Source organism: Psychrobacter jeotgali, assembly GCF_904846315.1.
In the GTDB taxonomy this organism is placed as follows: Bacteria; Pseudomonadota; Gammaproteobacteria; order Pseudomonadales; family Moraxellaceae; genus Psychrobacter; species Psychrobacter jeotgali.
Genome location: NZ_CAJHAF010000001.1, coordinates 3,064,999 through 3,089,392, shown reverse-complemented (window position 1 = coordinate 3,089,392; position 24,394 = coordinate 3,064,999). Strand labels below are relative to the sequence as shown.

The following is a 24,394-nucleotide window of genomic DNA, read 5'->3' as shown; positions in this document are numbered from 1 at the left end:
GAGTTGAATCAAAGATTATCAATTAAATGAATGATAATACCTTTTCCATCATCTCCTTTTATTATAGAGATAGTTTTGCCTAGCTTTCATTGCTTAATGATGACTCGTAAGTAAACAAAAAGTTAGGATGTCGTAACACTACCATAACTTTTATTGTTATATTCGAAATTTTTGTTTAAACCCCCAAGGTAAATAAGCATGCTAATATAAGGCAGAGACGTAGAGCTTAAGTTCAACCGCAGCTTATGTTAAGTTATCGCTAATATCCCTAAGCTCAATGCGAATAACTATTAAAAACAATCCTATAAATAATAAGGAAGAACGATGTATTTTGTACTTTCTCCTGCTAAATCTCTCAATGAACAAGACGAGGTTCCGCTAAACCTTGGTAACTATTACAGCCAGCCGGCGCTTATCGAGCATTCGCAAGCACTGATGAAAATTTTAAAATCAAAAGAACCTATTGATCTGCAAGAGCTGATGAGTATCTCTGATGATCTAGCGCAGTTGAATGCCGAGCGTAATCAGCAGTGGCAATGGGATAATGACCAACCTTTTACCACGGACAACGCCAAACCAGCAGGTTACCTGTTCGATGGCGATGTTTACACTGGTCTTGATATGTATGACATGGATAAAGACACCGCTATCTATGTCAATGAGCATTTGGGCATTTTGTCCGGTCTCTATGGCATCCTAAAACCGCTTGATTTGATTCAGCCATATCGCCTTGAGATGGGCACCAAGCTCAAAAACGAGCGCGGTGATAATCTGTATGAGTTTTGGGGCGAGCACATTACCGATACGATCAATCAGCAGATGGCAGATAATGAAGATAAAGTGCTAATCAATTTAGCGTCTAACGAATACTTTAAAGCGGTGAAGAAAAAAGGATTAGACGCCAAAATAATCAGCCCTAGATTTGAAGATGAAAAAAATGGTCAGTATAAAGTGATTGCTTTTTATGCCAAAAAAGCCCGGGGCTTGATGGTCAAGTACGCCGCTGATAATAAGTTGACTAACACTGAACAGCTAAAGCAGTTTGATCTAGCGGGTTATTATTATGTTGATGAGTTATCTGACGATAAGACTTGGACTTTTAGAAGGGATGAGGCGGATCAGTAAGATTTATAGCTTAATTAATTGACATAAAAAACCCCGACAAGCCAAAGCTCATCGGGGTTTTATTTTACTAGTTACTATAAATTCTAAATTATAGTATTAGGCATTATAGGTTAAGGGGCTGATTACATCATGCCGCCCATGCCACCCATACCGCCCATTCCACCGCCAGCGCCCATACCAGCCATACCATCATCTTTCTCTGGTAGGTCAGTAATCATCGCTTCGGTAGTCAGCATGAGACCCGCTACAGAAGCGGCGTTCTCTAGTGCTGAACGTGCAACTTTGGCAGGATCTAGGATACCCATCTCCAGCATATCGCCGTATTCGCCAGAAGCCGCATTGTAACCGTAGTTACCGCTACCGCTCTTGACTTCGTTAACCACCACTGAAGCTTCTTCGCCTGAGTTAGTTACGATTTGACGTAGTGGGGCTTCCATTGCGCGGCGTAGGATATTGATACCTGCGTCTTGGTCGTCGTTATCGCCTTTGAGCTCTGCTAGCGCATTCATAGCACGAACGAGTGCGACACCGCCGCCAGGAACAACGCCTTCTTCAACCGCTGCACGAGTCGCATGTAGCGCATCATCAACGCGATCTTTTTTCTCTTTCATTTCAGTTTCAGTTGCTGCGCCTACTTTGATCACTGCAACACCGCCAGCAAGTTTAGCTACACGCTCTTGCAGCTTTTCTTTGTCGTAGTCAGAAGTTGACTCTTCGATTTGACGGTTGATAGATTCGACACGTGATTCGATGTCCGCTTTTTGACCAGCGCCATCAACGATTACGGTGTTCTCTTTACCAACAGTGACTTTCTTAGCGGTACCAAGCTGCTCAAGAGTCGCTTCTTCTAGACTTAGACCAATCTCTTCTGAGATTACTGTACCGCCTGTCAATACGGCGATATCTTGTAGCATGGCTTTACGACGATCGCCAAATCCTGGTGCTTTAACGGCACAAGTCTTTAGACCACCGCGCATGTTGTTGACAACTAATGTCGCTAATGCTTCGTTTTCTACGTCTTCAGCAATGATTAGCAAAGGCTTGCTTTGCTGCATGACTTGCTCAAGCAGAGGTACGATTTCGCGGATATTGCTGATTTTTTTGTCAACCAATAGGATGTATGGGTTTTCAAATTCAGCAGTCAAGCTGTCTTGCTTATTAGCAAAGTACGGGCTGATATAACCACGGTCAAACTGCATACCTTCAACCACTTCCAAGGTATCTTCAAAGCTTGAACCTTCTTCAACGGTGATAACGCCTTGCTTACCGACTTTTTGCATCGCTTGTGAGATTAGTTCGCCAATCTTAGGATCAGAGTTGGCAGAGATTGAACCAACTTGGGCAATCGCTTTGTGATCGTCCGCTGGAGTTGAGAGCTCATGAATTTTCTTAACCGCTTCACGTACCGCTTTATCGATACCACGCTTAAGATCCATTGGGTTCATGCCAGCGGCTACTGACTTCATGCCTTCTTGCAAGATAGACTGCGCCAATACAGTAGCGGTAGTGGTACCGTCACCAGCAACATCATTGGTGCGGCTAGCAACTTCACGTACCAATTGTGCGCCCATGTTTTCAAATTTATTTTCCAGCTCGATCTCTTTAGCGACCGAAACCCCATCTTTGGTGATGGTTGGGGCGCCAAATGATTTATCGATGACCACGTTACGACCTTTAGGCCCTAATGTTACACGTACCGCATTTGCTAAAACGTTTACGCCGTCCATCATTTGTTTACGGGCATCAATGCCAAACTTTACGTCTTTTGCCATGTTAAATTGCTCCAATAAGTAATTGTTTTATTTTGATAAATAAGAAGTGAGAACGCTAAATCTAGCCTTCTAATACACCCAATACATCAGATTCTTTCATGATTAGTAGCTCTTCACCGTCAACTTTAACGGTTTGACCGGCATATTGGCCAAATAATACTTTGTCGCCGACTTTGACATCCAAAGTACGAACTTCACCGTTATCACGAATCTGGCCGTTACCAGTCGCTAATATCTCGCCTTGTGAAGGTTTTTCTTGGGCTGAACCCGGTAGCAAAATGCCACCAGCCGTCTTGGTTTCTTCTTCTATGCGGCGGACGACAATACGGTCATGTAAAGGACGAATATTCATCGAAATGACTCCAAAAAGTTGGTTGTTAAATAAAAGGTGTATTTGGTTTTGATCCCAATTCCAGTGTTTCAGAGAAATTATTTTAAAGCATAATAAAAAGCCCGATAATAAGGCAGTAGTTAAAATTCCTTAAAAGATAATACTCTGAATATAAGCATTGAGCTTGCTTCCAAAAGTGGGGGCAAGACGTGCGCGCTTCAAGTGTAAAGACAAAAAATTTACAAGAAGACTGCGCAGGATGACTTACTAATAACCGTCAATCAGCAACCTTACTCACAAGATTTTACCTATCATCAGCGCTTGGCGCTTTACCGTAACATCTGCTACAAGAGGGGAACGTCTAAACGGTAAGCTTCCCTTGAAGTTGTAACAGGATATAACCATTATAATAGTTAACACTCTAATGCGTACTTAATACGCTTTGGGTTTTATAGCTTCTATTTAAATAGCTTCTAAAGAATATATGTAATCGCTATAAAAATTTAAAACATTTAGCAAATAATTATACCTATTACTCTAAAATTAATGATCTCAAGGAATATTTATGAATAACTTATCTATGATAAAATCTAGGAAATCTAAAGTTTTATCTGCCTTAACTACTGGCGTCAGCATCGCCGCTATTGGAGCTTTAAGTATGACCGCCCCTACTCTTGCTAGTGCAAAGGCTGTCCAGCCCTCTAGCGCCAGTTATAACTTTACCGTTGAAGACAAATATAAAGGTACGGCTACACGCACTTTAAGTAAATCCGGAAACACTTGGAAATATGATGTCAATGCGCGCGTAGCTGGTGTTGCTACTGCTTCGCAAAGTAGTGTGTTTTCGCTTTCTGGTAATAATGTAACTCCTAGCAAAGCCAGTACTACTTATAAACTGTTTGGTATTGGTCGCACCCACAACCTTAATTACAACCCTGCGGGCAAGCAAGTGGCCAGTACCTATAGAGGTAAAACCGTCAATATGAATATGGCGCAGCAAGCCTTTGACGACTTAAGTCTTGAAGTACAAATTCGCCAAGATCTATTAAATGGCAAATTTTCTGGCAATTACTATATGGCCAAAAAAGACAAAATTGAAAAAACGCCATTTAAGAAGTCAGGTAATACTAAGATAACAGTGCCTGCTGGTACTTTTGATACCGTCCGTGTTGACCGTATTCACGATGATAATAGTCGCTCAACCAGCTTTTGGCTGGCGCCAAGCTTAGACTATCTACCAGTGAAAGTGACCCAAAATAACGATGGTAAAAAGATGGACTTGGAATTAACTAAAGTAAACTAAGTAAGACCCTAACTATTAGTGATTTTTAATCATTAGCACTCTATAAAAAAGGCGGCGCTCTATAGTAACTATAGAGCGCCGCCTTTTTGATTTTTTATATAACGGAATTATCTAGCGCGAGCGTGGCTGCTTAACCACATTATTCATCGAAGGTAAGCGCTTGAGTAATAAAAACAGCCAAGTATTAATCAATAGTAGTAAGCCAAAATCGATAGTATAAACTAAGATTTCAGCAAAGCTACTACCATAAACTCGAGTGAACAATACCACCCCACTAGCGCCCAAATAAACCAAAGTCAGCATACTCCCTATCAGGAGCATATAAGGCGAGCGTCCACGTAACATCACTGGCGTAAATATAAAGGCGGGAAGCAACCATAAGCCATACCAAGCGATTCCCCCTATTATATCAGGACTACTAGGATTGATAATATTGATAAGAATAGGCAACGCTAGCAAACGGTAGAGCAGCCACATCCCCCAAGTAACCTGCAAACGCTGACGCATAGGTGCTATAGGTTTGCTGGGATCAGCAGACCTAGTGTTTGCCGCTACTGGTTCAGGCTTAGCGGCGTGAGTAGTGGCAGCAGTAGACTCATGGGGTGAATCAGAACGATTTGGCATCGTGGCAGTATTATCCTAGATTAAACTCATATTTTAGGTTCTGAGCAAGTAACAAAACTTGCTCAGCGGCCCCAGTTGGCTTGCGCTAATGCTTTAGCACTGATCGCTAAGCGGCGACCTTGAGCAATGGCTAGCTCACGCTCATCATCAGATACCGCTTGATCGTGCAGCGGCCCACTGACGTGACTGGCGCCATAAGGCGTACCCCCTCGGCTAGTACGATTAAGCGCCGCCTCGCCGTAAGGTATGCCCACAATCATCATACCGTGATGCATGAGTGGTAACATCATAGTCAATAGCGTGGTTTCTTGCCCGCCATGCATAGTTCCTGTAGCGGTAAATACTGAAGCTGGCTTATTTTGCAGATTGCCTGCCAGCCAAAGGGTGACAGTATTGTCCCAAAAGTACTTCATAGGCGCCGCCATATTACCAAAGTGGGTTGGGCTACCCAGCGCCAGCCCCATGCAGTCCTTCAGATCATCCATAGTACAATAAAGATCACCGTCATCAGGAATAGCAGGCTTACTGGCTGTAGTCTCAGGTGCCACTGTCGGTACTGTCCGAATACGAGCCGTCATACCCGCATCTTCAATACCTTGAGCGATGGCATAAGCCAAAGTTTTGGTAGTACCATGGCTAGAATAATAGAGCACCAAAACATACGGGGCAGTTTGACTCATGAATAACGCTTCCTATAACGATTATAGTTTTAAAGGGTAAGTGGTTTAATAAATGACATTATGCCCGACTCCTAAGCTCACATGCAAACCAGCTACTGCTAACTTTATGGTTTAAAACCATTGTTATTGGCCAAACACTACCGTTGAGCATTTTGACACAAATAAGTGGCAGATGCTGACCTTGCATTTTTGTTACACTACTGTCACCTTTTTACCTTTTATATGGTTCTTATGGATAAGCTAACAAAAAAAATTCCTTTTTTACAACAGCGCTGGTTTCAGTTCCTGCGCTTTTTGACTCGGCATTTTATAGAAGATAACTGCCAACAAAAAGCCGCCTCTCTGACTTATACCACTATGCTATCAATCGTGCCTATATTGACCGTATTGTTGATGATCCTATCCTCGGTTCCAGCTTTGGCAATGGTTAGAGCGCAGATTTATGAAGTTATCTATAGTAACTTACTGCCGCAATCAGGTTTACAGGTCAGTAAATACATTAATAACTTTGCAGAAAAATCAACCAACTTAACCGCTATAGGGGCAATGGTGCTATTCGTGACCACCATCCTGACGCTAACGACTATCGAACGAGCTTTTAACCAAATTTGGCGCGTAGAAGATCGCTCTGGCGGTATGAAAAGCATGGTGCGTTATTGGACTATCGTGACACTGGGCCCTTTGGTGCTAGGTACGGCTTTTATTGTTTCGAGCACGGTGCAAAGCCTCAGCTTTTTGAATAGACAGATCGCCGGCTATGGCATTGATTGGTCTTTTTGGGTACAAGTGATCTCGATAGGTATTACCGTAGCTGGATTTATTGGGATGTATTGGTTCATTCCCAAAGCCCGAGTACCGTTCAAAAACGCCGCGATTGCTGGGATTATTGTGGCTATTGTTTTTGAATTACTCAAACATGTCTTTGGTACGGTAATGACCAACTTTACCAGTTACGAGGCTATTTACGGGGCATTTGCTGCCTTGCCGATATTCTTATTGTGGATCTTTTTATCTTGGAACTTAATTTTATTAGGTGTTGAAATTAGTTATACTTTAACTATCTTTGAAACTCGAGAAGTTCATCCGCGCCATCCGCTGCTTAGCTTGCTGGATATGCTCAACCTCATACACAGCCATTACTTAAAAGGGGAAGCGGTTAATGAACAACAGCTTCGTGATGTACTGGGTAGAAAGGAGTTGCCTAAATGGTACACCTATATTAATTACCTCAAAGACAGCAATCTGATTGCGACCACCGATAATGATGAATACGTACTTAAAAGAGATTTAGGGCAAATGACCCTGTGGGATTTTTATCGTACTCTACCTTATCCGCTGCCCATTAAAGATGAGCTTGAAGATATAAAAGCTAAAAACCAAAAACCATGGTTGGGTTTATTGGTCAATAGGTTTGTAAACACTGAAATTTATGCTAAGCATCAACTTGACTTACCCTTAGCTGCTATCTTTGCGCATAGTGAGCCGCGAGAAAAATCAGCTAAAGATGATAGCCAAAGTACAGATAAGCAACAGATTACTACTCACTCTTCTAGTCCTCATCTTGAAGCCCAACCCTATGACGATGATAGTGACCAGATCACAGATAATCATAACAATGAGATCTTAATTCCAAACGATTCTGTCGATAACATCAATAATTCCGCTAATCATCATAGGAACGACAACAGAAGTCCGATTATTACCGAAGCAGACAACCCTCAGCGCTATAAATGAAATAAAAGCTCACCATACTGATTAATCAAAATAGCGTTTTACGTTAGACGCTTTACGTTAAAATAGGATGGTTAGCTGGCAATATCCTGTTGAACTTAATATTTTGGAGCTTATAGCTTTGTCTGATTATGCTAAAAAAACGCTACCTAAAAGCATCATTGTAACCAGCTTACAATGGCTCAAACAGTTCGCACAGCTATGGTCGCTGCAAACCTTAACCAGTCTGCCTGAACGGCTAAGAACTTTATGGCAACAGCTGTTAGGCTCTTATTGGTTTATTCCAACCGTTTGCGTGATGCTCGGTATAATTTTGGCACCGGTGTTAGTTACTATTGATGAGTATTTTGACCGTGAGGCGGTCAAAGAGATTGGCTTTGCCTTTACCGGCGATGATGCAGCTGCCCGCGCTATTATGACTACTATCGCCGGTGCAGTATTGGGGGTGGCGGGAACCACCTTTTCAATTACTATTGCCGTACTATCAATGGCTTCATCGCAGTTTGGTCCTAGACTGCTGCGTAACTTTTTGACCGATACCTCAAACCAGCTGGTTCTTGGTGCTTTTATTGGCACCTTCAGCTATAGCCTATTAGTCCTAAAGGCTATTCATAAGCACGACGTGGCTTTTGGAGTGCCCCAACTGGCGGTAACTTTCGCTATTATCATGGCTATTAGCTGCGCCCTGCTGTTGGTATACTTTATTCAGCATATGGTCCATGCCATTCAAGCCTCCCATGTTATTCAGCATGCCAGTGACGATGCACTATATAATATTGGCTACTGGTATGATGATCATTGCGATATACAGCATCAGCGTGATGTAGCAGCAATAGATGTTGAGCAATATAAGACTTGGCCAGCGACACCGATTTACGCCCCTAGTTCAGGTTACCTGCAGCAAATTTATACAAAATCCCTAATCACACTAGCTAGAGATTATGGGGGTGTCATCCAGCTGTATTCTAATCTTGGCAACTTTATTACTGATAGAAACGTTATAGGTCATTTTTATCAGCGCCCCGCTAATAAAGCCAGTCATCTAAAAAAGACTAAAACCTCAAACCTAGCTATCCTGTCACGCAATCCTGATGGAGCGTTTTGGCAGAGCTTCGCTGCTTGCGTTAATATTACACAGCGGCCTACGCACTCTAATGATATTGCCTATAGCTTAGGTCAAGTGACCGAAATTGCGGTACGGGCGCTCTCGCCAGGAACTAATGATCCCAAAACGGCGGTCAACTGTGTTCAATCCCTAACCATTTGTTTGAGCGTGATGATGCGTCGCCAGCCGCCCAGTCCTTATCATTTTTATACGCCGCCACACGATAATGATAGATCAGACATTACCTCTAATCAGCCCCGTGTAGCCATATTGGCGGTCATTACCAAAACACCAAAGATATCTGACTTTATAGACACCTCACTGGGTGAAATTCGGCGTTATGCGACCACTGACCTGATGGTGCTAAAAGTCTTGTGTCAGGCGATGACTGATCTTAACTATTCTTGTGTCAATGATGCCCAGCGCCAGACCTTGCTACATGAGCTTGATTTAATTGAACGTGCTGGACAAGAAAACTTAGCTTATAGGGAGATGATAGAGGACTTAATCACTATGTGTCAGCAAGCTCGGCAGTTTATTAGCGACAATAATGCTAAACATCGACACTTCGAGTACGTTAGTGAGTTTTCTACTCATATCCATGAAGCGCTAGAAACTCAGTCTAGTTAGCTTACTCAATTTATATTTTTTTAATTTTTATCATAATTTGCGAGCTTCCCATGGTATCTGCAACCAGTCTAAGCATCCTTGAAATTAGCGCTGTTTTTTTGACTATTACCGCTATATTGGCCTACGTTAATCAACGTTTTGTTGGCTTACCCACTACCATCGGGGTAATGGTTATCTCTATATTATTGTCCATTGGGGCAATATTTTTGGGTTTTTTAGGCTTTGATGAGCTTATCGATTATGAGGTCAGTTTATTAGAGCAGCTGGATTTTACTGAGGTCTTACTCGATGGAATGCTGTCGATGTTGCTATTCGCCGCAGCTTTACACGTCAATATCGGCGACTTAAAACGCTATAAGCTACCCATTGGTATTTTAGCGGGTTTTGGCACCATCATCTCAGCCCTGCTTATTGCAGCAGCAATTTACTTCCTTTTGCCATTACTAGGTTTCGGTTTACCATTTATATGGTGTCTACTATTTGGTGCCTTAATATCCCCTACCGATCCGATTGCAGTCATGGGCATTTTGGCCTCAGCCGGCGCTCCCAAAAGCTTAGAAACGGTTATCGCTGGCGAATCATTATTTAATGACGGTATTGGCGTAGTTATCTTTGTGTTACTACTGGGTATTTTGGCTAGCGGCGATATCCCTACCGTCAACTATGTCGCTCATACTTTAGCCGTTGAGGCCGGTGGTGGTATTGTTTTTGGCTTAGTGCTGGGTAGCATTCTATATTATATGATCAAGAGTATTGATAGTTATCAAGAAGAGGTATTACTCACCCTTGCGGGAGTAATAGGCGGTTATGCGCTGGCGAGCTCTTGGCATTTATCAGGGCCGCTCGCTATGGTGATGATGGGACTTATGGTCGGTAATCGTGGACGTGCACGAGCTATGAGCGATCAGACTCGTCATTACATAGATCTGTTTTGGGAATTAATTGATGAGATTTTGAACGCCATACTGTTTGTTTTAATCGGCCTTGAAGTGGTTATGATTGCCTATTCGGGTAACTTATTTATAGCGGCAGGCCTGACTATTATTATCGTACTGCTGGCTCGGTTTATTGTGGTCGGCATGACTACCAAAACCTTTAGTCATCAGCTTGATTTGCCAGAAGGCGCTTGGAAGGTGTTGACATGGGGCGGCTTGCGGGGTGGTATTTCGGTGGCATTGGTACTACAACTGCCTTCAGGCCCCGAGCGAGATATTCTACTTTCATTGACCTATGCTGTCGTTATATTTTCAATTCTAGTACAAGGATTAAGCGTTGGTAAAGTAGCCAAAACTATTACTGAAAAACAGCCTGTAGCGCCTAAATCTTTGTAGTTCTAGCTTAAACTATAAATAATAATATCTCAGTAAAAGGTAGGTTTTAAAAACCTTTACTGGGATGTTGTTACTTTTAATCGACTGCTTAACCTAGTTATTTATATCAGACCCTTTTGTTTCATACTACGATAAACCACTACCACGATGACGATATTCGATATCAAAATAGCCAGCTTAAACCAGTCAAATGGACTAACGATTAAATAATATAGCTCAATAGGAATGAATATTCCGTAGCCGATAACGCTAAACCAATACGCCCAAGTTTTATCCTGCCACAGGCCGTAAGCCTCAATAAAACGTAGGCTGGCATAAGCAAAGATCAACAGTAAAAATAACGTCCAATTCTTACTGGCTTTTTGCGCCAGCTGAACGGTGCTTGCAACTTGCGGCGCTAACAGTTTTCCAAATTGCTGATCCCAAGCCTCTGTAGCGGTTGCCAGCCAGCGCTGCAAGTCCTCATGCCACAGCCATAACGCCACAGCTCCTAATAGTGCGCCGCCACCTTTGACAATCTCATAAATCGCTACCGCCTTAATAGATCCAGTAGATTCATTAGTCTTGATAATGTCATGCGGTAACTTGTCATCCTTAAAAGGTATATTAACCAAAAAAAGTCTCCACAACGCGTCCTTTTAGCTGTTGTCCATAAAAAGGCGTGTTTTTGCCATTAGAGTACATCGTCTCTGAGGTTACCTGCCATGCAAGATTAGGATCCACTATTATAGCGCCGCCAGTACTTTCGTATTGTGTCTTTATACCAGCGATTTCTGCTGGATTGAGGCAAATCTTATCTACTAATTGTTCTAAAGTTAAGATCTCATCTCGAACCAGTTGACAAGCCAGCGCCATAAAAGTATCAAAATTTGAAATACCCGGCGTACTTTCTGCAAAGGGTGCCTTTTTAGCAGTCGCATTTAAGGGTTCATGATGACTACATATTGCATCAATGGTGCCATCTTTAAGCCCTCGCCTTAACGCTTGCTGATCAGTGTTACTGCGCAGCGGCGGTAGCACATAAGCCTGCGCATTGAAGCCCTCTAGATTATCATCAGTTAGATAAAGCTGATGCATCGCTACATCACAAGTGACAGGCAAGCCTTTATCCTTGGCCCAGCGCATCAGCTCCACTGAAGACTTGCAAGACAACTGGCTAAAATGCGCAGCAATACCCGTTTCCTCTACCATCAACAATTGAGTTGATAATGCCACCGTTTCTGCTATCCAAGGAATGCCTGGCAAGCCATGATAAGAAGCAATATAACCTTCGTGCGCTACCCCATTATTAGATAAGCTGGGCTCATCAGGATAAAAGAACACTTTTAGGCCAAAAGTCGCTGCATACTCCAATGTACGCAGTAGCACCAAATCATTGGTAAAAGGTCGGCGGGCATTAGAGACTGCTATACAGCCGCCCTTTTTTAGACCAGCAATATTAGAGGGTTGCTCGCCGGCAAGCCCTGCGGTTAAGGCACCAAGAATATGTAGAAAGATACCACCATCTTCCAAAGCCCGTTCACGCAAGCCTTTTAATAATGAGCCATTTTCCAAAATAGGATTGGTATCTGGTGGAATCACTACGTGCAAAAAACCATTAGCACGCGCCGCTTGTCCTTCAGATATAAGGGTGCCATGCTGCTGTTGTCCAGGCTCACGTAAGCGTGCGCACAAGTCTACTAATGGCGGCAGCAACCAAGTTTCATGCTGGTTGTTTATTTTTTTTAGTCGATCAAGCGCCGTATGGGATAATGAAGATTTGAAGGCGGAAGGGAGTAAGTCAATCATTTGCGTATTAGCAGCGGCGGAAGTGGTCATGAGCGTTATACCATATCAATTAAATGAAAAGAAGTTAATAAAATTATCAATTATAGGGTTGTCTATAGAAGGCTATCTGCGATGAAGACGAACCGAGTTTGCAGCTTAAAACCTTTTAACCCAGCATTGCTGCTTGATGAGCACGTTGTCCTTCCATCGTAAGCGCCAGTACTGCCATACGAATAGCAACGCCATTACTGACTTGTTTTAGGATAACCGATTGATTGCCATCCGCCACGCTAGATGCAATTTCAACCCCGCGGTTCATAGGACCGGGATGCATAATCAACGCATCAGGCTTAGCCAGTGCCACTCGTTTGGGGGTAATACCATAATGCTTATAATATTCACTCGATGAAGCCAGTAGCGGTGAGCCAATGCGCTCATTCTGTATCCTTAACCCCATGATGACATCACAATCTGTCACACACTCATCCATATTTTCATAAACGTTTACCCCAAAACGCTCAATACCTTTCGGTAACAAAGTACGTGGGGCAATTACTCGAATATCTTTGACTCCTAAAGTCTGCAGCGCACTTATATCAGAGCGTGCCACTCGTGAATGCTTGATATCACCAATGATAGCTACCGAAAGCTCCTCAAAGGGTCGCGGGGCTTCACGGTGTATAGTCAACATATCCAGCATACCCTGCGTGGGATGGGCGTGCCAGCCATCACCGCCATTGATAATAGCAATATTTGGGGTGACCTCGGTGGCCATAAAATGCGCCGCACCTGATGCCGAATGGCGTACCACGAATATATCGGCGGTCATAGCCTCCAAGTTCCACAAGGTGTCCCGTAAACTCTCACCTTTTTTGGTGCTAGATCTACCGATATCGATATTAAGCACATTGGCGCTTAAACGCTTTTCTGCCACCTCAAAAGTGGTACGGGTACGAGTTGAGGGCTCAAAAAACAGATTCATCACCGTGCAGCCTTCAAGCTCGGGACGATTAATCAATAGTCCATTTTCATCAAAAAAAGTTTCTGCTTTCGCAATGATGGCTTGTAATTGAGCTTTATTTAGGCCTTCGACACCCAAAAAATGGCGTAAGGTGCCATCCTCATTCAATTGCGGCCGGCTAAGCGAAGTATCTAATTTTTCATGAATGGTGTTAGGATCAAATTTGGTATGATTTCCATAGCCAGAAGGCGCTATTTCATTCTGTAGAGGTCTTTGGATAGAGTTTGTCATAATGGCGAGTCTTTATAGTTGGTAAGGACGTGTTAATTCATGCACAAATACAAATCTTAAAAATTATCGCAGCTGGGTGGCAATTACAAACACAGATACAGGGACATTTTGCTGCTTATTTGCTACACTTTGCCGCAGTGGTTCAATTGCTACAACCGTACTACTAGATGCTAGTCATAAATCGGTATTAACCATGACAAGTTTATCAAAGCATAGCTAATAATAAAGCTAGTGTAGCTGATTTTATAACCAGTACAAGGGTAGCGTATAAGCTATTTGAACCATTCCCCCTTAACTGCTTATTTTTATTTATTTTACTCTTCACCCTATTGACTAGGAAGCGCCATGACAACTTTAGCACAATACTTAAAAGACCACGCCTCTAACCCTGCCGTTAATGATGTCATTACCACCATTACTGAAGTAGGTAAAACCATCTCCCAGCTACTAAAAAAAGGGGCATTGGCAGATATTTTGGGGGAAGCTGGCAATCAGAACGTTCAAGGGGAAGAACAAAAAAAGCTTGATGTTCTAGCTAATGACTTACTGCTAGAAGCTTTGACAAAAAACTCACACTGCGCTGGCGTAGCGTCAGAAGAGTTAGATGATGCCACTCCTGCTAATGCTGATGGCAGCTTATTGGTTTTATTCGACCCCTTGGATGGCTCTTCAAATATCGATATTAATATGGCAGTGGGGACTATCTTCTCTATTTTACCGTATCAGCGCCAAGGTCAGCCGAGTAAGAATGGTGACTTTCTACAAGCGGGTAATAAACAGTTGGCGGCGGGTTATTTATTATACGGCACCTCAACTATGCTGGCGTTAACGGTAGCTGACGATGTGGTTATGTTTAGCTTAGATCCAGATAGTGGTGATTATATACTGGTACAAGATAAAGTCACCATTGATGCCGATACGAGTGAATACGCTATCAACAGCTCAAATTATCGCTACTGGCGAGCGCCTATGCAGCAGTATATTGACGAGCTAATCGCTGGCGAAGCAGGCGTACGTGCGCGTGACTTTAATACTCGCTGGGTGGCAGCTATGGTCGGTGATGTGCATCGTATCTTATGCCGCGGCGGTCTATTTACCTACCCTTTTGACACCAAATATGCTAATAAAGCGGGCAAGCTGCGTCTAATGTATGAGGCTAACCCTATGAGTTTACTCATTGAGCGTGCTGGCGGCGGCGCTACTGATGCCATTAATCGCATCTTGGATATTGAGCCCACTGACATTCATCAACGCATTCCCGTAGTATTGGGAAGTAAAAATGAAGTCGACTATATTAAAGATCTACATTTGCAGCATGAAAATAAATAAAGTTAATAATCTAATTTACCCAATATTCTTGTTATTTTAAGCGGCTATTTATGATGTTAAACCCTACCGAGCTCATCACTTCTGATAAAAACCAAACGGTAAAGCTGGTCAAGGCATTACTAACTCAAGCTCGTCAGCGTAAAAAACAAGGACAAACGGTAATTGAAGGGGCACATCTGCTTGATGCCGCTTTGCGTAGCGACTACCCGCTCCATCAAGTGTTATTAGCCCAGTCAGCATATGACCATACTGAGGTTCGGCAACTACTAAGACGCCTGCCTAGCCAAACTCATGTACTGCCTCTATCCGACGCCCTATATCAAAGCATTCGTAGCCTAGGTACAGGCATCGATATTATGGCGATTATAGCTATACCCATGCTAGAATTATCAGAACTGCCAGTAATTACCGATGATTGTCTGATTCTAAATGATGTGCAGGACAGCGGTAATGTCGGTACCTTGCTACGTACTGCTGCGGCAGTAGGTATAAAAACTGTTCTGTGCACTAGCGCCACCGCTCAAGCTTGGTCACCCAAAACCTTGCGTGCAGGTATGGGAGCACAGTTTGCGCTAGAAATATTTGAGGATCTAAATCCTCAAGATATCTTAGAAGGGGTAAAAACACCTTTATTAGCGACCAGTTCACATACGGACACCCTGATCTACTCGCATGATTTGCGCGCGCCTGTCGCTTGGGTGATGGGCCATGAAGGTCAAGGAGTATGCGCCGAGCTAATGCAGTCCGCTATCCCGATTGCCTTACCACAGCCGAACGGTCAAGAAAGCTTAAACGTAGCTATAGCAGGATCTCTTTGCTTATACGAGACCCTACGTCAGCGCTACTACAGCTAAAAAGTCTATAGCTATATTAAAATGTCAAAAAAATCCCGCTATATCAATAGCGGGATTTTTTATTAATCATTGCCTATTTGATTGGCCGTTAAGAGCTTATAGTTTGCTGGTTAGCTCAGGTAGCGCTTCAAATAGATCTGCTTCTAAGAAGTAATCAGCAACGCTTGCGATTGGCGACTCTGGGTCATTATTAATAGCAACAATGACTTTAGAGTCTTTCATACCCGCTAAATGCTGAATAGCACCAGAGATACCTGCAGCGATATATAACTGAGGAGCAACGATTTTACCCGTTTGACCAACCTGCATATCATTAGGGACGTAACCGGCATCGACAGCGGCGCGTGACGCACCGATAGCAGCACCTAGTTTATCAGCCAAAGGCTCTATATATTTAGTGAAGTTTTCACCATTCGCCAATGCACGACCACCAGATACTACGATACCTGCTGAAGTTAGTTCTGGACGATCTGAAGCTGCCATCTCTTCATTAACGAAGCTTGATTTGCCAGAATCTTGAACGTTGTCGATAGTCTCAACTGATGCTGAGCCACCTTCGGCAGCGACAGGATCAAACGCTGTGGCACGCACAGTTACTACTACTTTATCTTCTGTAGTTTTAACCGTGGCAGTTGCGTTACCTGCATAGATAGGACGCTCAAAAGTCTGCGGATCTACTACCGCTGAAATCTCTGACAGCATGCTAACGTCAAGCAAAGCTGCAACACGTGGCATAAAGTTTTTACCAGTCGTGGTGGCAGCTGCCACAATATGGCTATAATCACCTGCAATATCAGCGACCAATAGCGCAATATTCTCTGCCATTTGGTGCTCATAAGCAGGATTGTCTGCAAGCAATACTTTGCTCACGCCCTCTGCTTTAGCGGCTTCATCAGCAGCAGCCTGGTTACCGCTACCCGCTACCAATACATGGACATCATCACCCATTTGCTTCGCGGCAGCAATTGTATTTAAAGTTGCCTTTTTTAGACTGGCATTGTCGTGTTCTGCATATACCAAAATTGCCATTGTTTTTATCCTTTATTAATTTGTTCGTGTCGATACTGTTAACGCATGTTATGTCTATTTTCATGCTGGAACATAGCTTATAAATACGGCATAAAGACAACCCAGTCTTTATACCTCAGCAAAGTATTAGATTACCTTTGCTTCATTTTTTAGCTTATCAACCAACTCATCTACTGAAGCAACTGTAATACCAGCTTTACGCTCAGCAGGCGGCTCAACTTTAGTGATTTCTTGCTTAGAAGTCATATCTACATTGAAATCGGCAGGCGACTTTTCATCAAGTGGTTTTTTCTTGGCTTTCATGATGTTAGGCAGTTTTGCATAACGGGGCTCATTCAAACGCAGGTCAGTGGTAATCACCGCTGGTAGTTCAAGAGCGACGGTTTGCAGTCCACCATCTACTTCACGAGTGACATTTACTTTATCGCCTTCAACTTTCACTTCTGAGGCAAACGTGCCTTGACCGATGCCCATTAATGCTGCAAGCATCTGACCCGTTTGGTTGTTATCATCATCAATAGCTTGCTTACCTAATAAGATGATATCAGTGCTTTCTTCTTCAGCAATGCTCTTCAGAATTTTAGCCACTTGTAAAGGATAAGGCTTCTCATCTGTTTTCACCAAGATACCACGATCAGCACCCAGCGCTAAAGCGGCACGAATTTGTTCTTGTGCTTCTTTTGGACCAATAGAAGCGATGATGATTTCATCAATAACACCGGCTTCTTTTAGACGCACTGCCTCTTCAACTGCAATTTCGTCAAAAGGGTTGATAGACATTTTGGTATTGGATAAATCCACACCACTGTTGTCAGCTTTTACACGAACCTTTACGTTATAATCAATTACACGCTTGACCGCGACTAATGCTTTCATACGTTCCTCTTTTTTTGAATGTTATTTGAATGTTGCTAATAAAAACCAAATTTTTATGGTTGTTGAAAAAGACTTACTAAATAAAATAGTTTATTAAATTCCCTGATTAAATCTATCAGTCCTTATTTATTAAACCTATATTTTTTTAAACCTATATTGAACTTAGCCTATAAGACTTAACTATCTTGCGTCAGCCAGCCTGCAAGGTCAAGATGACGCCGTGAATAATGCGTCATAAATTTGTCGCTATTTCTCAAGTAAGGTGCTTGAAATTTGATTACTTCATATTTTTATTTTATAAATCTTATCATTACTATTACCTTTATAGCATTACTACAATAAGATGTGCTTAACAGTTTGTAATTATTCTGCCTAATCAATAGGCCTATTAGGACTAATAGTACTAGGTTGCGATTGTAGCAGCAATTCATTATCACGAATATCGTCAAACAACGACCAATCCGGCGGCACATCACTATTTTTGATCACACTCATATCCGCCGTAGTTTCCATCACTACTGCAAACACCTCGGACTTTGACTTAATGCCATTTTGGCGGAGCACTTGCTTAATATCATTGGTACTGAGTTTGGCTTCTTTCAAATTATCCCAAAAATACTCACCGTGTGCCATTAAGATAATTGGCTGATTATCTATCAACGCCTTTATAGGCTTGGCCTTACGTCTAATGATAGAGACTATTGATTGTAGTAAAAACAACATACCAATAGCAAGTATGCCTTGCAACAATGAAGTGGATTTTGATAACACGGTAGAGGCTAAAATACTACCAATACCAACGGTCATAGCGAGATCATAACTAGAAAGTTTAGAGAAACTGCGAAGACCACTAATACGAGTAAATAATATCAAACAAAAGTAAAATCCGATTACCGATAGAAATATACCTAATACTTGTTGCCATTCGATCGAAAACCATGCTTGCCAATCCATAATCTTACCTTCTATCCATTACACTTATCTATATAACCACGTTACCTTAAATCGTTATCTGACTGATATATATTTTATGTTGTGAATATAACTGCTTTTCGCAAAAATTGACCATAAAAAAAGCAACCTGATAAGAGGTTGCTTTTGGTATACAATTTAGACAGTATTTTTGTTGTTATACAACATAGTAATCTATGCTTATATTTTATCTTCTAGCCATAAGACTGACTGATGTTCCGGCCAAGCTTAGTGGGAAGTAAGATTAGATAGCTTCGATTTGCTCAGCTTGTGGGCCTTTTTTGCCTTCGCCTAGAACGAAAGACACTTTTTGACCTTCAGCTAAAGTTTTGAAGCCACTACCTTGGATAGCGCTGTAATGAGCGAATACATCTTGTCCGCCATTATCTTGAGCGATAAAACCAAAACCTTTAGCTTCATTAAACCACTTTACAGTGCCTTCAACTTTATCAGACATAAATTTTCCTAACTCTTTAACTATTGGTGAGACGTGTGCCTTCACCTATTAATTGACAAATACTCATCAAACTTGTGAACAGAGTGTTCAAACGCAGTAGGATAAATAAATAGGTTAACCTATCTAATATTCTATTTGCGCCTCAAATCCTATGAGTACAAATCAGTATAGCAGCTTTTATTACTGATAAAAGCCTAAATTATAGATTTTTGTAAATAATGCAGCTAACTATTTATAAGCCTATCTCTGTCAAATATAAGACAATTTTGGACTTGCAAGAGCATTTGTATGCTGATACTAGGCTTGATTAGGCAGCGGCAACCAAGGGGAAGCCAAAACTAGTAAGCACAAACCAAAGAAAATAAGCGCAAAGGATTGACTATAAGCGATGTATTTAGGCGGTACGACCAAGTCTTTTGGCGAATCGGGAATACCTTTACGTTTTAATAAACGTGAGCCGTAAACCCAACCGTAAACGGTGTAAATACCGTAGGCTGCGGGAACCGCAACCGCCAATGGAGTCAAATCAATAACATAAAGCATGAGAACGGAGATAAAGAACCATGCCGTATCCATTAGTGAGCTGAATTTAAATAACGGTGATTGTGGTAACTTGCCAGCGGTGCGTTTGAGCATCTCGCCTTCTATCCAAATAAGAATGGCAACCACGGCACTAAGAGCAACATAGATGAACTGCGGCGTTAGCCAGTCTAGATTTGATATTTGCACAACACAACCTATAGTCTAAGAGATTTAAAGGAGCAGCAAGCAAGGTAATATTTTTATCCCTGCTCTATTATGATGGATACTATAATATATATTCAGATATAACTATTCTTTGCTAAAGAGCGTTCGTAATCCAAAAATGCGGACTGAATTAATACCCATGAAGGCTGTTTATATTGAGTACTTTAAATAACTTTTCAAGCCATATTATTTAATCTGCTACTCAAAACTCAAGTTAGAGCGCCGATAGCTGTTAAAGAGCTTAAAGATAATTCAAAGGTTATAAAAAACCCTATGCTATCTTATAGATAACATAGGGCCTAAATAGGTTTATTTATAAATCGAAAATCTGTAGCCTCAATAAACTACTAACAACAATGCTTATCGACTTAGTTTTTATCTTTATCGATGATTTTGTTACCACCAATCCAAGGCATCATAGCGCGTAGCTTGGCACCCGTAATCTCAATCTCATGCTCAGCATTATTACGACGACGAGCAGTCATAGAAGGATAGTTGGTTGCCCCTTCAGAGATGAACATTTTGGCGTACTCACCAGATTGAATGCGTTTTAGTGCATTACGCATGGCTTCACGTGATTGCTCGTTGATGACTTCTGTACCGGTCACATATTCGCCATATTCAGCGTTATTACTGATGGAGTAGTTCATATCAGCGATGCCGCCTTCATACATGAGGTCTACGATAAGCTTAAGCTCGTGCAAACACTCAAAGTAAGCCATCTCTGGAGCATAGCCTGCTTCTGTTAGGGTTTCAAAGCCCATTTTGACTAGCTCAACTGCGCCGCCGCAAAGTACTGCTTGCTCACCGAATAAGTCGGTTTCAGTCTCATCTTTAAAGGTAGTTTCGATGATACCTGAACGACCACCACCAACGCCAGCAGCATAAGAAAGTGCTACTTGTTTGGCTTGACCTGAAGCGTCTTGATAAATAGCGATAAGATCTGGGATACCGCCGCCTTTAACAAACTCAGAACGAACCGTATGACCAGGTGCTTTTGGTGCAATCATAATCACGTCAAGATCGCTACGTGGCTCAACTTGGTTATAGTGAATAGCGAAACCATGAGCAAATGCTAGCGTAGCACCTTCTTTAATGTTGGGTTCGATCACTTCACTATATAGCTGCTTTTGGAACTCGTCAGGAGTCAAAATCATAACCACGTCAGCTGCGCTTACAGCATCAGCTACCTCTGCAACTTTTAGGTCAGCATTTTCAGCTTTTTTCCATGAGCTCGAGCCTTTACGTAGACCGACGGTTACATCAACACCAGAGTCCTGTAGGTTTAGCGCATGGGCATGACCTTGTGAGCCATAACCGATAATGGCAACTTTTTTGCCTTGGATGATAGATAGATCACAGTCTTTATCGTAATAAACATTCATAAGTAGAGTCCTTTTCCTCAATCATGGGTAGCCATGGGCCAGTAAATGCTTAGATCATTTGATACATAAGCTTGATAATAAATATAAAACCATTAGGTTTAATCTTAAACTTCATCTTAAACGCTTAATTATACACTTAAGGTTTTTTCGCCACGAGCAATACCAATTACCCCTGAACGTACCACTTCTAAGATACGTTCACGCCCGATAGTATCGATAAAACCGTCCAATTTGGCAGTATCACCAATGATTTGAATGGTATATAAACTGGCGGTGACATCAACGATTTGTGCACGGAAGATATCAGCACTACGCTTAATCTCTTCACGTACACTTCCAGTCGCCCGAACCTTAATCAACATCAACTCACGCTCTACGTGAACGGAATCCGATAGATTAAGTACTTTAACCACTTCAATAAGTTTATGCAATTGTTTGGTAATTTGCTCAATTTTTTCAGGTGACGTAATGGTGGTCAAAGTTAAGCGCGAAATCGTAGGATCGTCTGTTGGGGCGACGTTCAAGGTTTCAATATTGTATCCACGCTGGGAGAATAAACCCACTAACCGTGATAACGATCCGGCTTCGTTTTCCATTAATACTGAAATCAAATGTTTTTGTTGTTGCATTAGGTACGCTCCCCCTTAGCTAACCACATATCACGCATCGTTTGACCCGCAACCTGCATGGGATAGACGTGCTCATCAGGGTCGATGATAACGTCAATAAATACAAGCTTATCTTTTATAGCTAATGCTTGTGTCAACTGCTCTTCTAATTTATCAGGGTCAGTAATTTTTACCCCAACATGACCATAGCTCTCTGCCAGCTTGACAAAGTCCGGTAAGGATTCCATATAAGAATGCGCATGCCGACCTTCATATAACATATCCTGCCACTGGCTTACCATGCCAAGCTGCGCATTATTTAAATTTAAAATTTTCACCGGCAAATTATATTGGAAACAGGTAGATAGCTCTTGAATATTCATCTGAATCGAACCTTCACCGGTGATACAAACCACATCACGTTCAGGCTTGACTAGTTTAGCTGCCATAGCATAAGGGAGACCAACACCCATGGTGCCTAGACCTCCAGAGTTAAGCCACTGACCCGGCTCATCATACTTATAGTACAGCGCTGCAAACATTTGATGCTGACCTACATCACTGGTAATAATGGCTTTGCCGTCTGTCAGCTCATACAACTTTTCTATTACCGCTTGAGGCTTCATGCCGTTGTCAGTACAGGTGTCGTAACGTAGGCCATGACGCTTACGCCACTCATTAATTTGTGACCACCAATCTAATAATGCTGATTGCTCAAGCTCTTTGTCATTACCAATAGTCTCAATCATCTCGGTCAATACTGATTTGACATCGCCAACGATAGGAATATGGGCAAAGATCGTCTTTGAGATTGACGTAGGATCTATATCAATATGAATAATAGTCGCATTAGGACAGAATTTTTTGACATTATTGGTCACCCGATCATCAAAGCGCGCCCCTACCGCCAAAATGACGTCAGCATGATGCATACTCATATTGGCTTCATAAGTGCCATGCATGCCCAGCATTCCTAAGAACTGACGATCCGAACCGGGAAAAGTACCCAAACCCATTAAAGTATTAGTCACAGGCAGGTTCAAGCGATGAGCAAGATCTGTCAATTCTTTATGAGCAGCACCCCAAATCACACCACCACCAGCGTAAACGACTGGGCGTTTAGCGGCAAGTAAAGTCTCAACTGCCTTTTTAATCTGACCACTATGCCCCTTAATAGAAGGTTGGTAAGAGCGCATAAACACCTCTTCAGGGTATTGGTAAGCGAACTTTTCATTAGGAGCGGTAGTGTTTTTTGGCACGTCAATAACTACTGGACCTGGACGACCAGACTGAGCGATATGAAAGGCTTTTTTGACAATCATTGGGATTTCGCTGGCGTGACGAACCTGAAAGCTATGCTTAACGATGGGACGTGAAACGCCAACCATATCTGTTTCTTGGAAAGCATCTTCGCCAATTAGGCTGCTAGGGACCTGACCGGAGATTACTACCATTGGCACTGAGTCCATAAAAGCGGTAGCAATAGCAGTAACGGTATTGGTTGCGCCTGGTCCAGAAGTTGCTAGGACTACGCCTGTGTTTCCAGTTACTCGAGAGTAAGCATCTGCCATATGACCGGCAGCTTGTTCGTGACGAACGAGAATATGCTCAATATTATCTTGCTGGAATAGAGCGTCGTATATGTGCAGAACGGCACCGCCTGGATAACCAAAAATATACTTGACGCCCTGATCGGTTAACGATTGCACTAGCATCTCGGCACCAGATAACATTACCGGCTGATTACTATTTTCAGCGATCTGCTTTTGCTTTTCATCAAAATTTTTGGCGGCATTGCCCCTTTGGGGGTGTCCAGTCATGTTCGGACTTTGTGTGGTTTGCGTCACTGTCATCACCTTTTTTTGCGGCGCAGACTGTTGTTATTTTTTTAATGTCGACAATCACCATCGTGAATCATTAGCGTTATTGTCCATTATTACAAAATAACTGGCGAGTCATTGCCCATTGTCCATATCAAGTAGGTATGTGCTTACTATATTTAGGAATATACAGATGAGATTGACTTTTATTCAAAACTCAACGACCTAAAACAGCAGTTTATATAGTCAGATTTATGATAGGAGGTTATCGATATACAGTAACTGGCTGCGAACGCAGCTATAAAGAAGTTCTTATTACGCACTAACCCTATTACAGTCCTTAGACTCGCAATGAGTTTAAATGGCAGTTTATAATAATGCGAACATAAATAATGGCATAACTAGTAGCGGCGTACCACCTCTATAGTCATCCCTTACTTTATGTTTAACATGGTCATAATCAACTCATCTAACATAGCAAAATAATAAGTTTATCTTAGTCATTGTAGACCGATAAGTCCGGAGATAATTAATACTGCTAATAACAAGCGTTATCATAACCGCAAGCGCTAGCCGTATTGTTACCACAAAGAAAATAACACTGAAGCGCTACCGATAAGCAGGCGTTAGTTGTTATTCTCAAGTGCCACGGCAATAATATAAGAG

Annotated in this window: 22 protein-coding genes; 7 read left to right on the top strand and 15 right to left on the bottom strand. The window is 42.2% G+C overall.

Annotated elements, in window-relative coordinates:
• Positions 1–324 precede the first annotated feature (324 nt).
• A complete protein-coding gene (gene yaaA / locus JMX18_RS12935; protein ID WP_201588137.1) occupies positions 325–1,125 on the top strand; it encodes a peroxide stress protein YaaA in 801 nt (266 codons plus the stop codon).
• A gap of 122 nt (positions 1,126–1,247) precedes the next feature.
• On the opposite strand, the gene groL is transcribed toward yaaA, so the two are convergent.
• Positions 1,248–2,897: a chaperonin GroEL gene (gene groL / locus JMX18_RS12930; protein ID WP_201588136.1), complete on the bottom strand. Its 1,650-nt coding sequence runs from the start codon at positions 2,895–2,897 to the stop codon at positions 1,248–1,250.
• A 61-nt stretch (positions 2,898–2,958) separates the two neighbouring features.
• Positions 2,959–3,249 carry a co-chaperone GroES gene (locus JMX18_RS12925; RefSeq protein ID WP_201588135.1) on the bottom strand — a complete coding sequence of 97 codons (291 nt, stop codon included), beginning with the start codon at positions 3,247–3,249 and terminating at the stop codon, positions 2,959–2,961.
• A 544-nt stretch (positions 3,250–3,793) separates the two neighbouring features.
• On the opposite strand from JMX18_RS12925, the gene JMX18_RS12920 reads away from it, so the two are divergent.
• Complete coding sequence (locus JMX18_RS12920) at positions 3,794–4,531, top strand: DUF3108 domain-containing protein (protein WP_201588134.1); 738 nt, start codon at positions 3,794–3,796, stop codon at positions 4,529–4,531.
• Positions 4,532–4,642: 111 nt separating this feature from the next.
• On the opposite strand, the gene JMX18_RS12915 is transcribed toward JMX18_RS12920, so the two are convergent.
• Positions 4,643–5,038, bottom strand: coding sequence for a hypothetical protein (locus tag JMX18_RS12915; protein ID WP_227674713.1), 396 nt, complete (start codon positions 5,036–5,038; stop codon positions 4,643–4,645).
• A 179-nt stretch (positions 5,039–5,217) separates the two neighbouring features.
• Positions 5,218–5,835, bottom strand: a complete 618-nt coding sequence (gene wrbA / locus JMX18_RS12910) for an NAD(P)H:quinone oxidoreductase (protein ID WP_201588132.1) — start codon at positions 5,833–5,835, stop codon at positions 5,218–5,220.
• A 231-nt stretch (positions 5,836–6,066) separates the two neighbouring features.
• Between wrbA and JMX18_RS12905 the strand changes: the two genes are divergently transcribed.
• The 3 genes from JMX18_RS12905 (at position 6,067) to JMX18_RS12895 (ending at position 10,632) form a co-directional block, all read left to right on the top strand.
• Positions 6,067–7,569, top strand: a complete 1,503-nt coding sequence (locus tag JMX18_RS12905; protein WP_201588131.1) for a YihY family inner membrane protein — start codon at positions 6,067–6,069, stop codon at positions 7,567–7,569.
• 118 nt (positions 7,570–7,687) lie between these two features.
• Complete coding sequence (locus tag JMX18_RS12900; protein WP_227674666.1) at positions 7,688–9,301, top strand: DUF2254 domain-containing protein; 1,614 nt, start codon at positions 7,688–7,690, stop codon at positions 9,299–9,301.
• Positions 9,302–9,351: 50 nt separating this feature from the next.
• Positions 9,352–10,632: a cation:proton antiporter gene (locus JMX18_RS12895; protein ID WP_201588129.1), complete on the top strand. Its 1,281-nt coding sequence runs from the start codon at positions 9,352–9,354 to the stop codon at positions 10,630–10,632.
• Positions 10,633–10,733: 101 nt separating this feature from the next.
• Here the strand turns inward: JMX18_RS12895 and JMX18_RS12890 are convergent, their stop codons facing one another.
• The 3 genes from JMX18_RS12890 to JMX18_RS12880 all read right to left on the bottom strand — a co-directional run bounded on the left by JMX18_RS12890 (position 10,734) and on the right by JMX18_RS12880 (position 13,651).
• A complete protein-coding gene (locus JMX18_RS12890) occupies positions 10,734–11,246 on the bottom strand; it encodes a DUF2127 domain-containing protein (RefSeq protein ID WP_227674665.1) in 513 nt (170 codons plus the stop codon).
• On the bottom strand, positions 11,239–12,420 hold the full coding sequence (locus JMX18_RS12885) for a dihydroorotase (protein WP_201588360.1): 1,182 nt from the start codon (positions 12,418–12,420) through the stop codon (positions 11,239–11,241). The genes JMX18_RS12890 and JMX18_RS12885 overlap by 8 nt, the downstream gene beginning before the upstream one ends.
• Positions 12,421–12,565: 145 nt before the next feature.
• Positions 12,566–13,651 (bottom strand): aspartate carbamoyltransferase catalytic subunit, encoded by a 1,086-nt coding sequence (locus tag JMX18_RS12880; protein ID WP_201588128.1) that lies wholly within the window; start codon positions 13,649–13,651, stop codon positions 12,566–12,568.
• A gap of 345 nt (positions 13,652–13,996) precedes the next feature.
• Between JMX18_RS12880 and JMX18_RS12875 the strand changes: the two genes are divergently transcribed.
• Together JMX18_RS12875 and JMX18_RS12870 are read left to right on the top strand one after the other, a co-directional pair.
• The gene (locus JMX18_RS12875; protein ID WP_201588127.1) at positions 13,997–14,980 is read left to right on the top strand and encodes a class 1 fructose-bisphosphatase; all 984 of its coding nucleotides are present in this window, start codon (positions 13,997–13,999) and stop codon (positions 14,978–14,980) included.
• Between the two features lie 50 nt (positions 14,981–15,030).
• Positions 15,031–15,834, top strand: coding sequence for a TrmH family RNA methyltransferase (locus tag JMX18_RS12870; RefSeq protein ID WP_201588126.1), 804 nt, complete (start codon positions 15,031–15,033; stop codon positions 15,832–15,834).
• Between the two features lie 96 nt (positions 15,835–15,930).
• On the opposite strand, the gene JMX18_RS12865 is transcribed toward JMX18_RS12870, so the two are convergent.
• The 8 genes from JMX18_RS12865 to JMX18_RS12830 all read right to left on the bottom strand — a co-directional run bounded on the left by JMX18_RS12865 (position 15,931) and on the right by JMX18_RS12830 (position 23,641).
• On the bottom strand, positions 15,931–16,863 hold the full coding sequence (locus JMX18_RS12865) for an electron transfer flavoprotein subunit alpha/FixB family protein (protein WP_201588125.1): 933 nt from the start codon (positions 16,861–16,863) through the stop codon (positions 15,931–15,933).
• 126 nt (positions 16,864–16,989) lie between these two features.
• Positions 16,990–17,739, bottom strand: coding sequence for an electron transfer flavoprotein subunit beta/FixA family protein (locus JMX18_RS12860; protein WP_201588124.1), 750 nt, complete (start codon positions 17,737–17,739; stop codon positions 16,990–16,992).
• A 372-nt stretch (positions 17,740–18,111) separates the two neighbouring features.
• On the bottom strand, positions 18,112–18,693 hold the full coding sequence (locus tag JMX18_RS12855) for a DUF421 domain-containing protein (protein WP_201588123.1): 582 nt from the start codon (positions 18,691–18,693) through the stop codon (positions 18,112–18,114).
• A gap of 262 nt (positions 18,694–18,955) precedes the next feature.
• On the bottom strand, positions 18,956–19,168 hold the full coding sequence (locus JMX18_RS12850; RefSeq protein ID WP_201588122.1) for a cold-shock protein: 213 nt from the start codon (positions 19,166–19,168) through the stop codon (positions 18,956–18,958).
• A gap of 297 nt (positions 19,169–19,465) precedes the next feature.
• The gene (locus JMX18_RS12845) at positions 19,466–19,897 is read right to left on the bottom strand and encodes a hypothetical protein (protein WP_201588121.1); all 432 of its coding nucleotides are present in this window, start codon (positions 19,895–19,897) and stop codon (positions 19,466–19,468) included.
• A 386-nt stretch (positions 19,898–20,283) separates the two neighbouring features.
• Entirely contained in the window at positions 20,284–21,300 is a 1,017-nt protein-coding gene (gene ilvC / locus JMX18_RS12840) for a ketol-acid reductoisomerase (protein ID WP_201588120.1), read from the bottom strand.
• A 128-nt stretch (positions 21,301–21,428) separates the two neighbouring features.
• Positions 21,429–21,929 carry an acetolactate synthase small subunit gene (gene ilvN, locus JMX18_RS12835; RefSeq protein ID WP_201588119.1) on the bottom strand — a complete coding sequence of 167 codons (501 nt, stop codon included), beginning with the start codon at positions 21,927–21,929 and terminating at the stop codon, positions 21,429–21,431.
• Positions 21,929–23,641 carry an acetolactate synthase 3 large subunit gene (locus JMX18_RS12830; protein WP_265088838.1) on the bottom strand — a complete coding sequence of 571 codons (1,713 nt, stop codon included), beginning with the start codon at positions 23,639–23,641 and terminating at the stop codon, positions 21,929–21,931. The genes ilvN and JMX18_RS12830 overlap by 1 nt, the downstream gene beginning before the upstream one ends.
• Between the last annotated feature and the right edge of the window lie 753 nt (positions 23,642–24,394).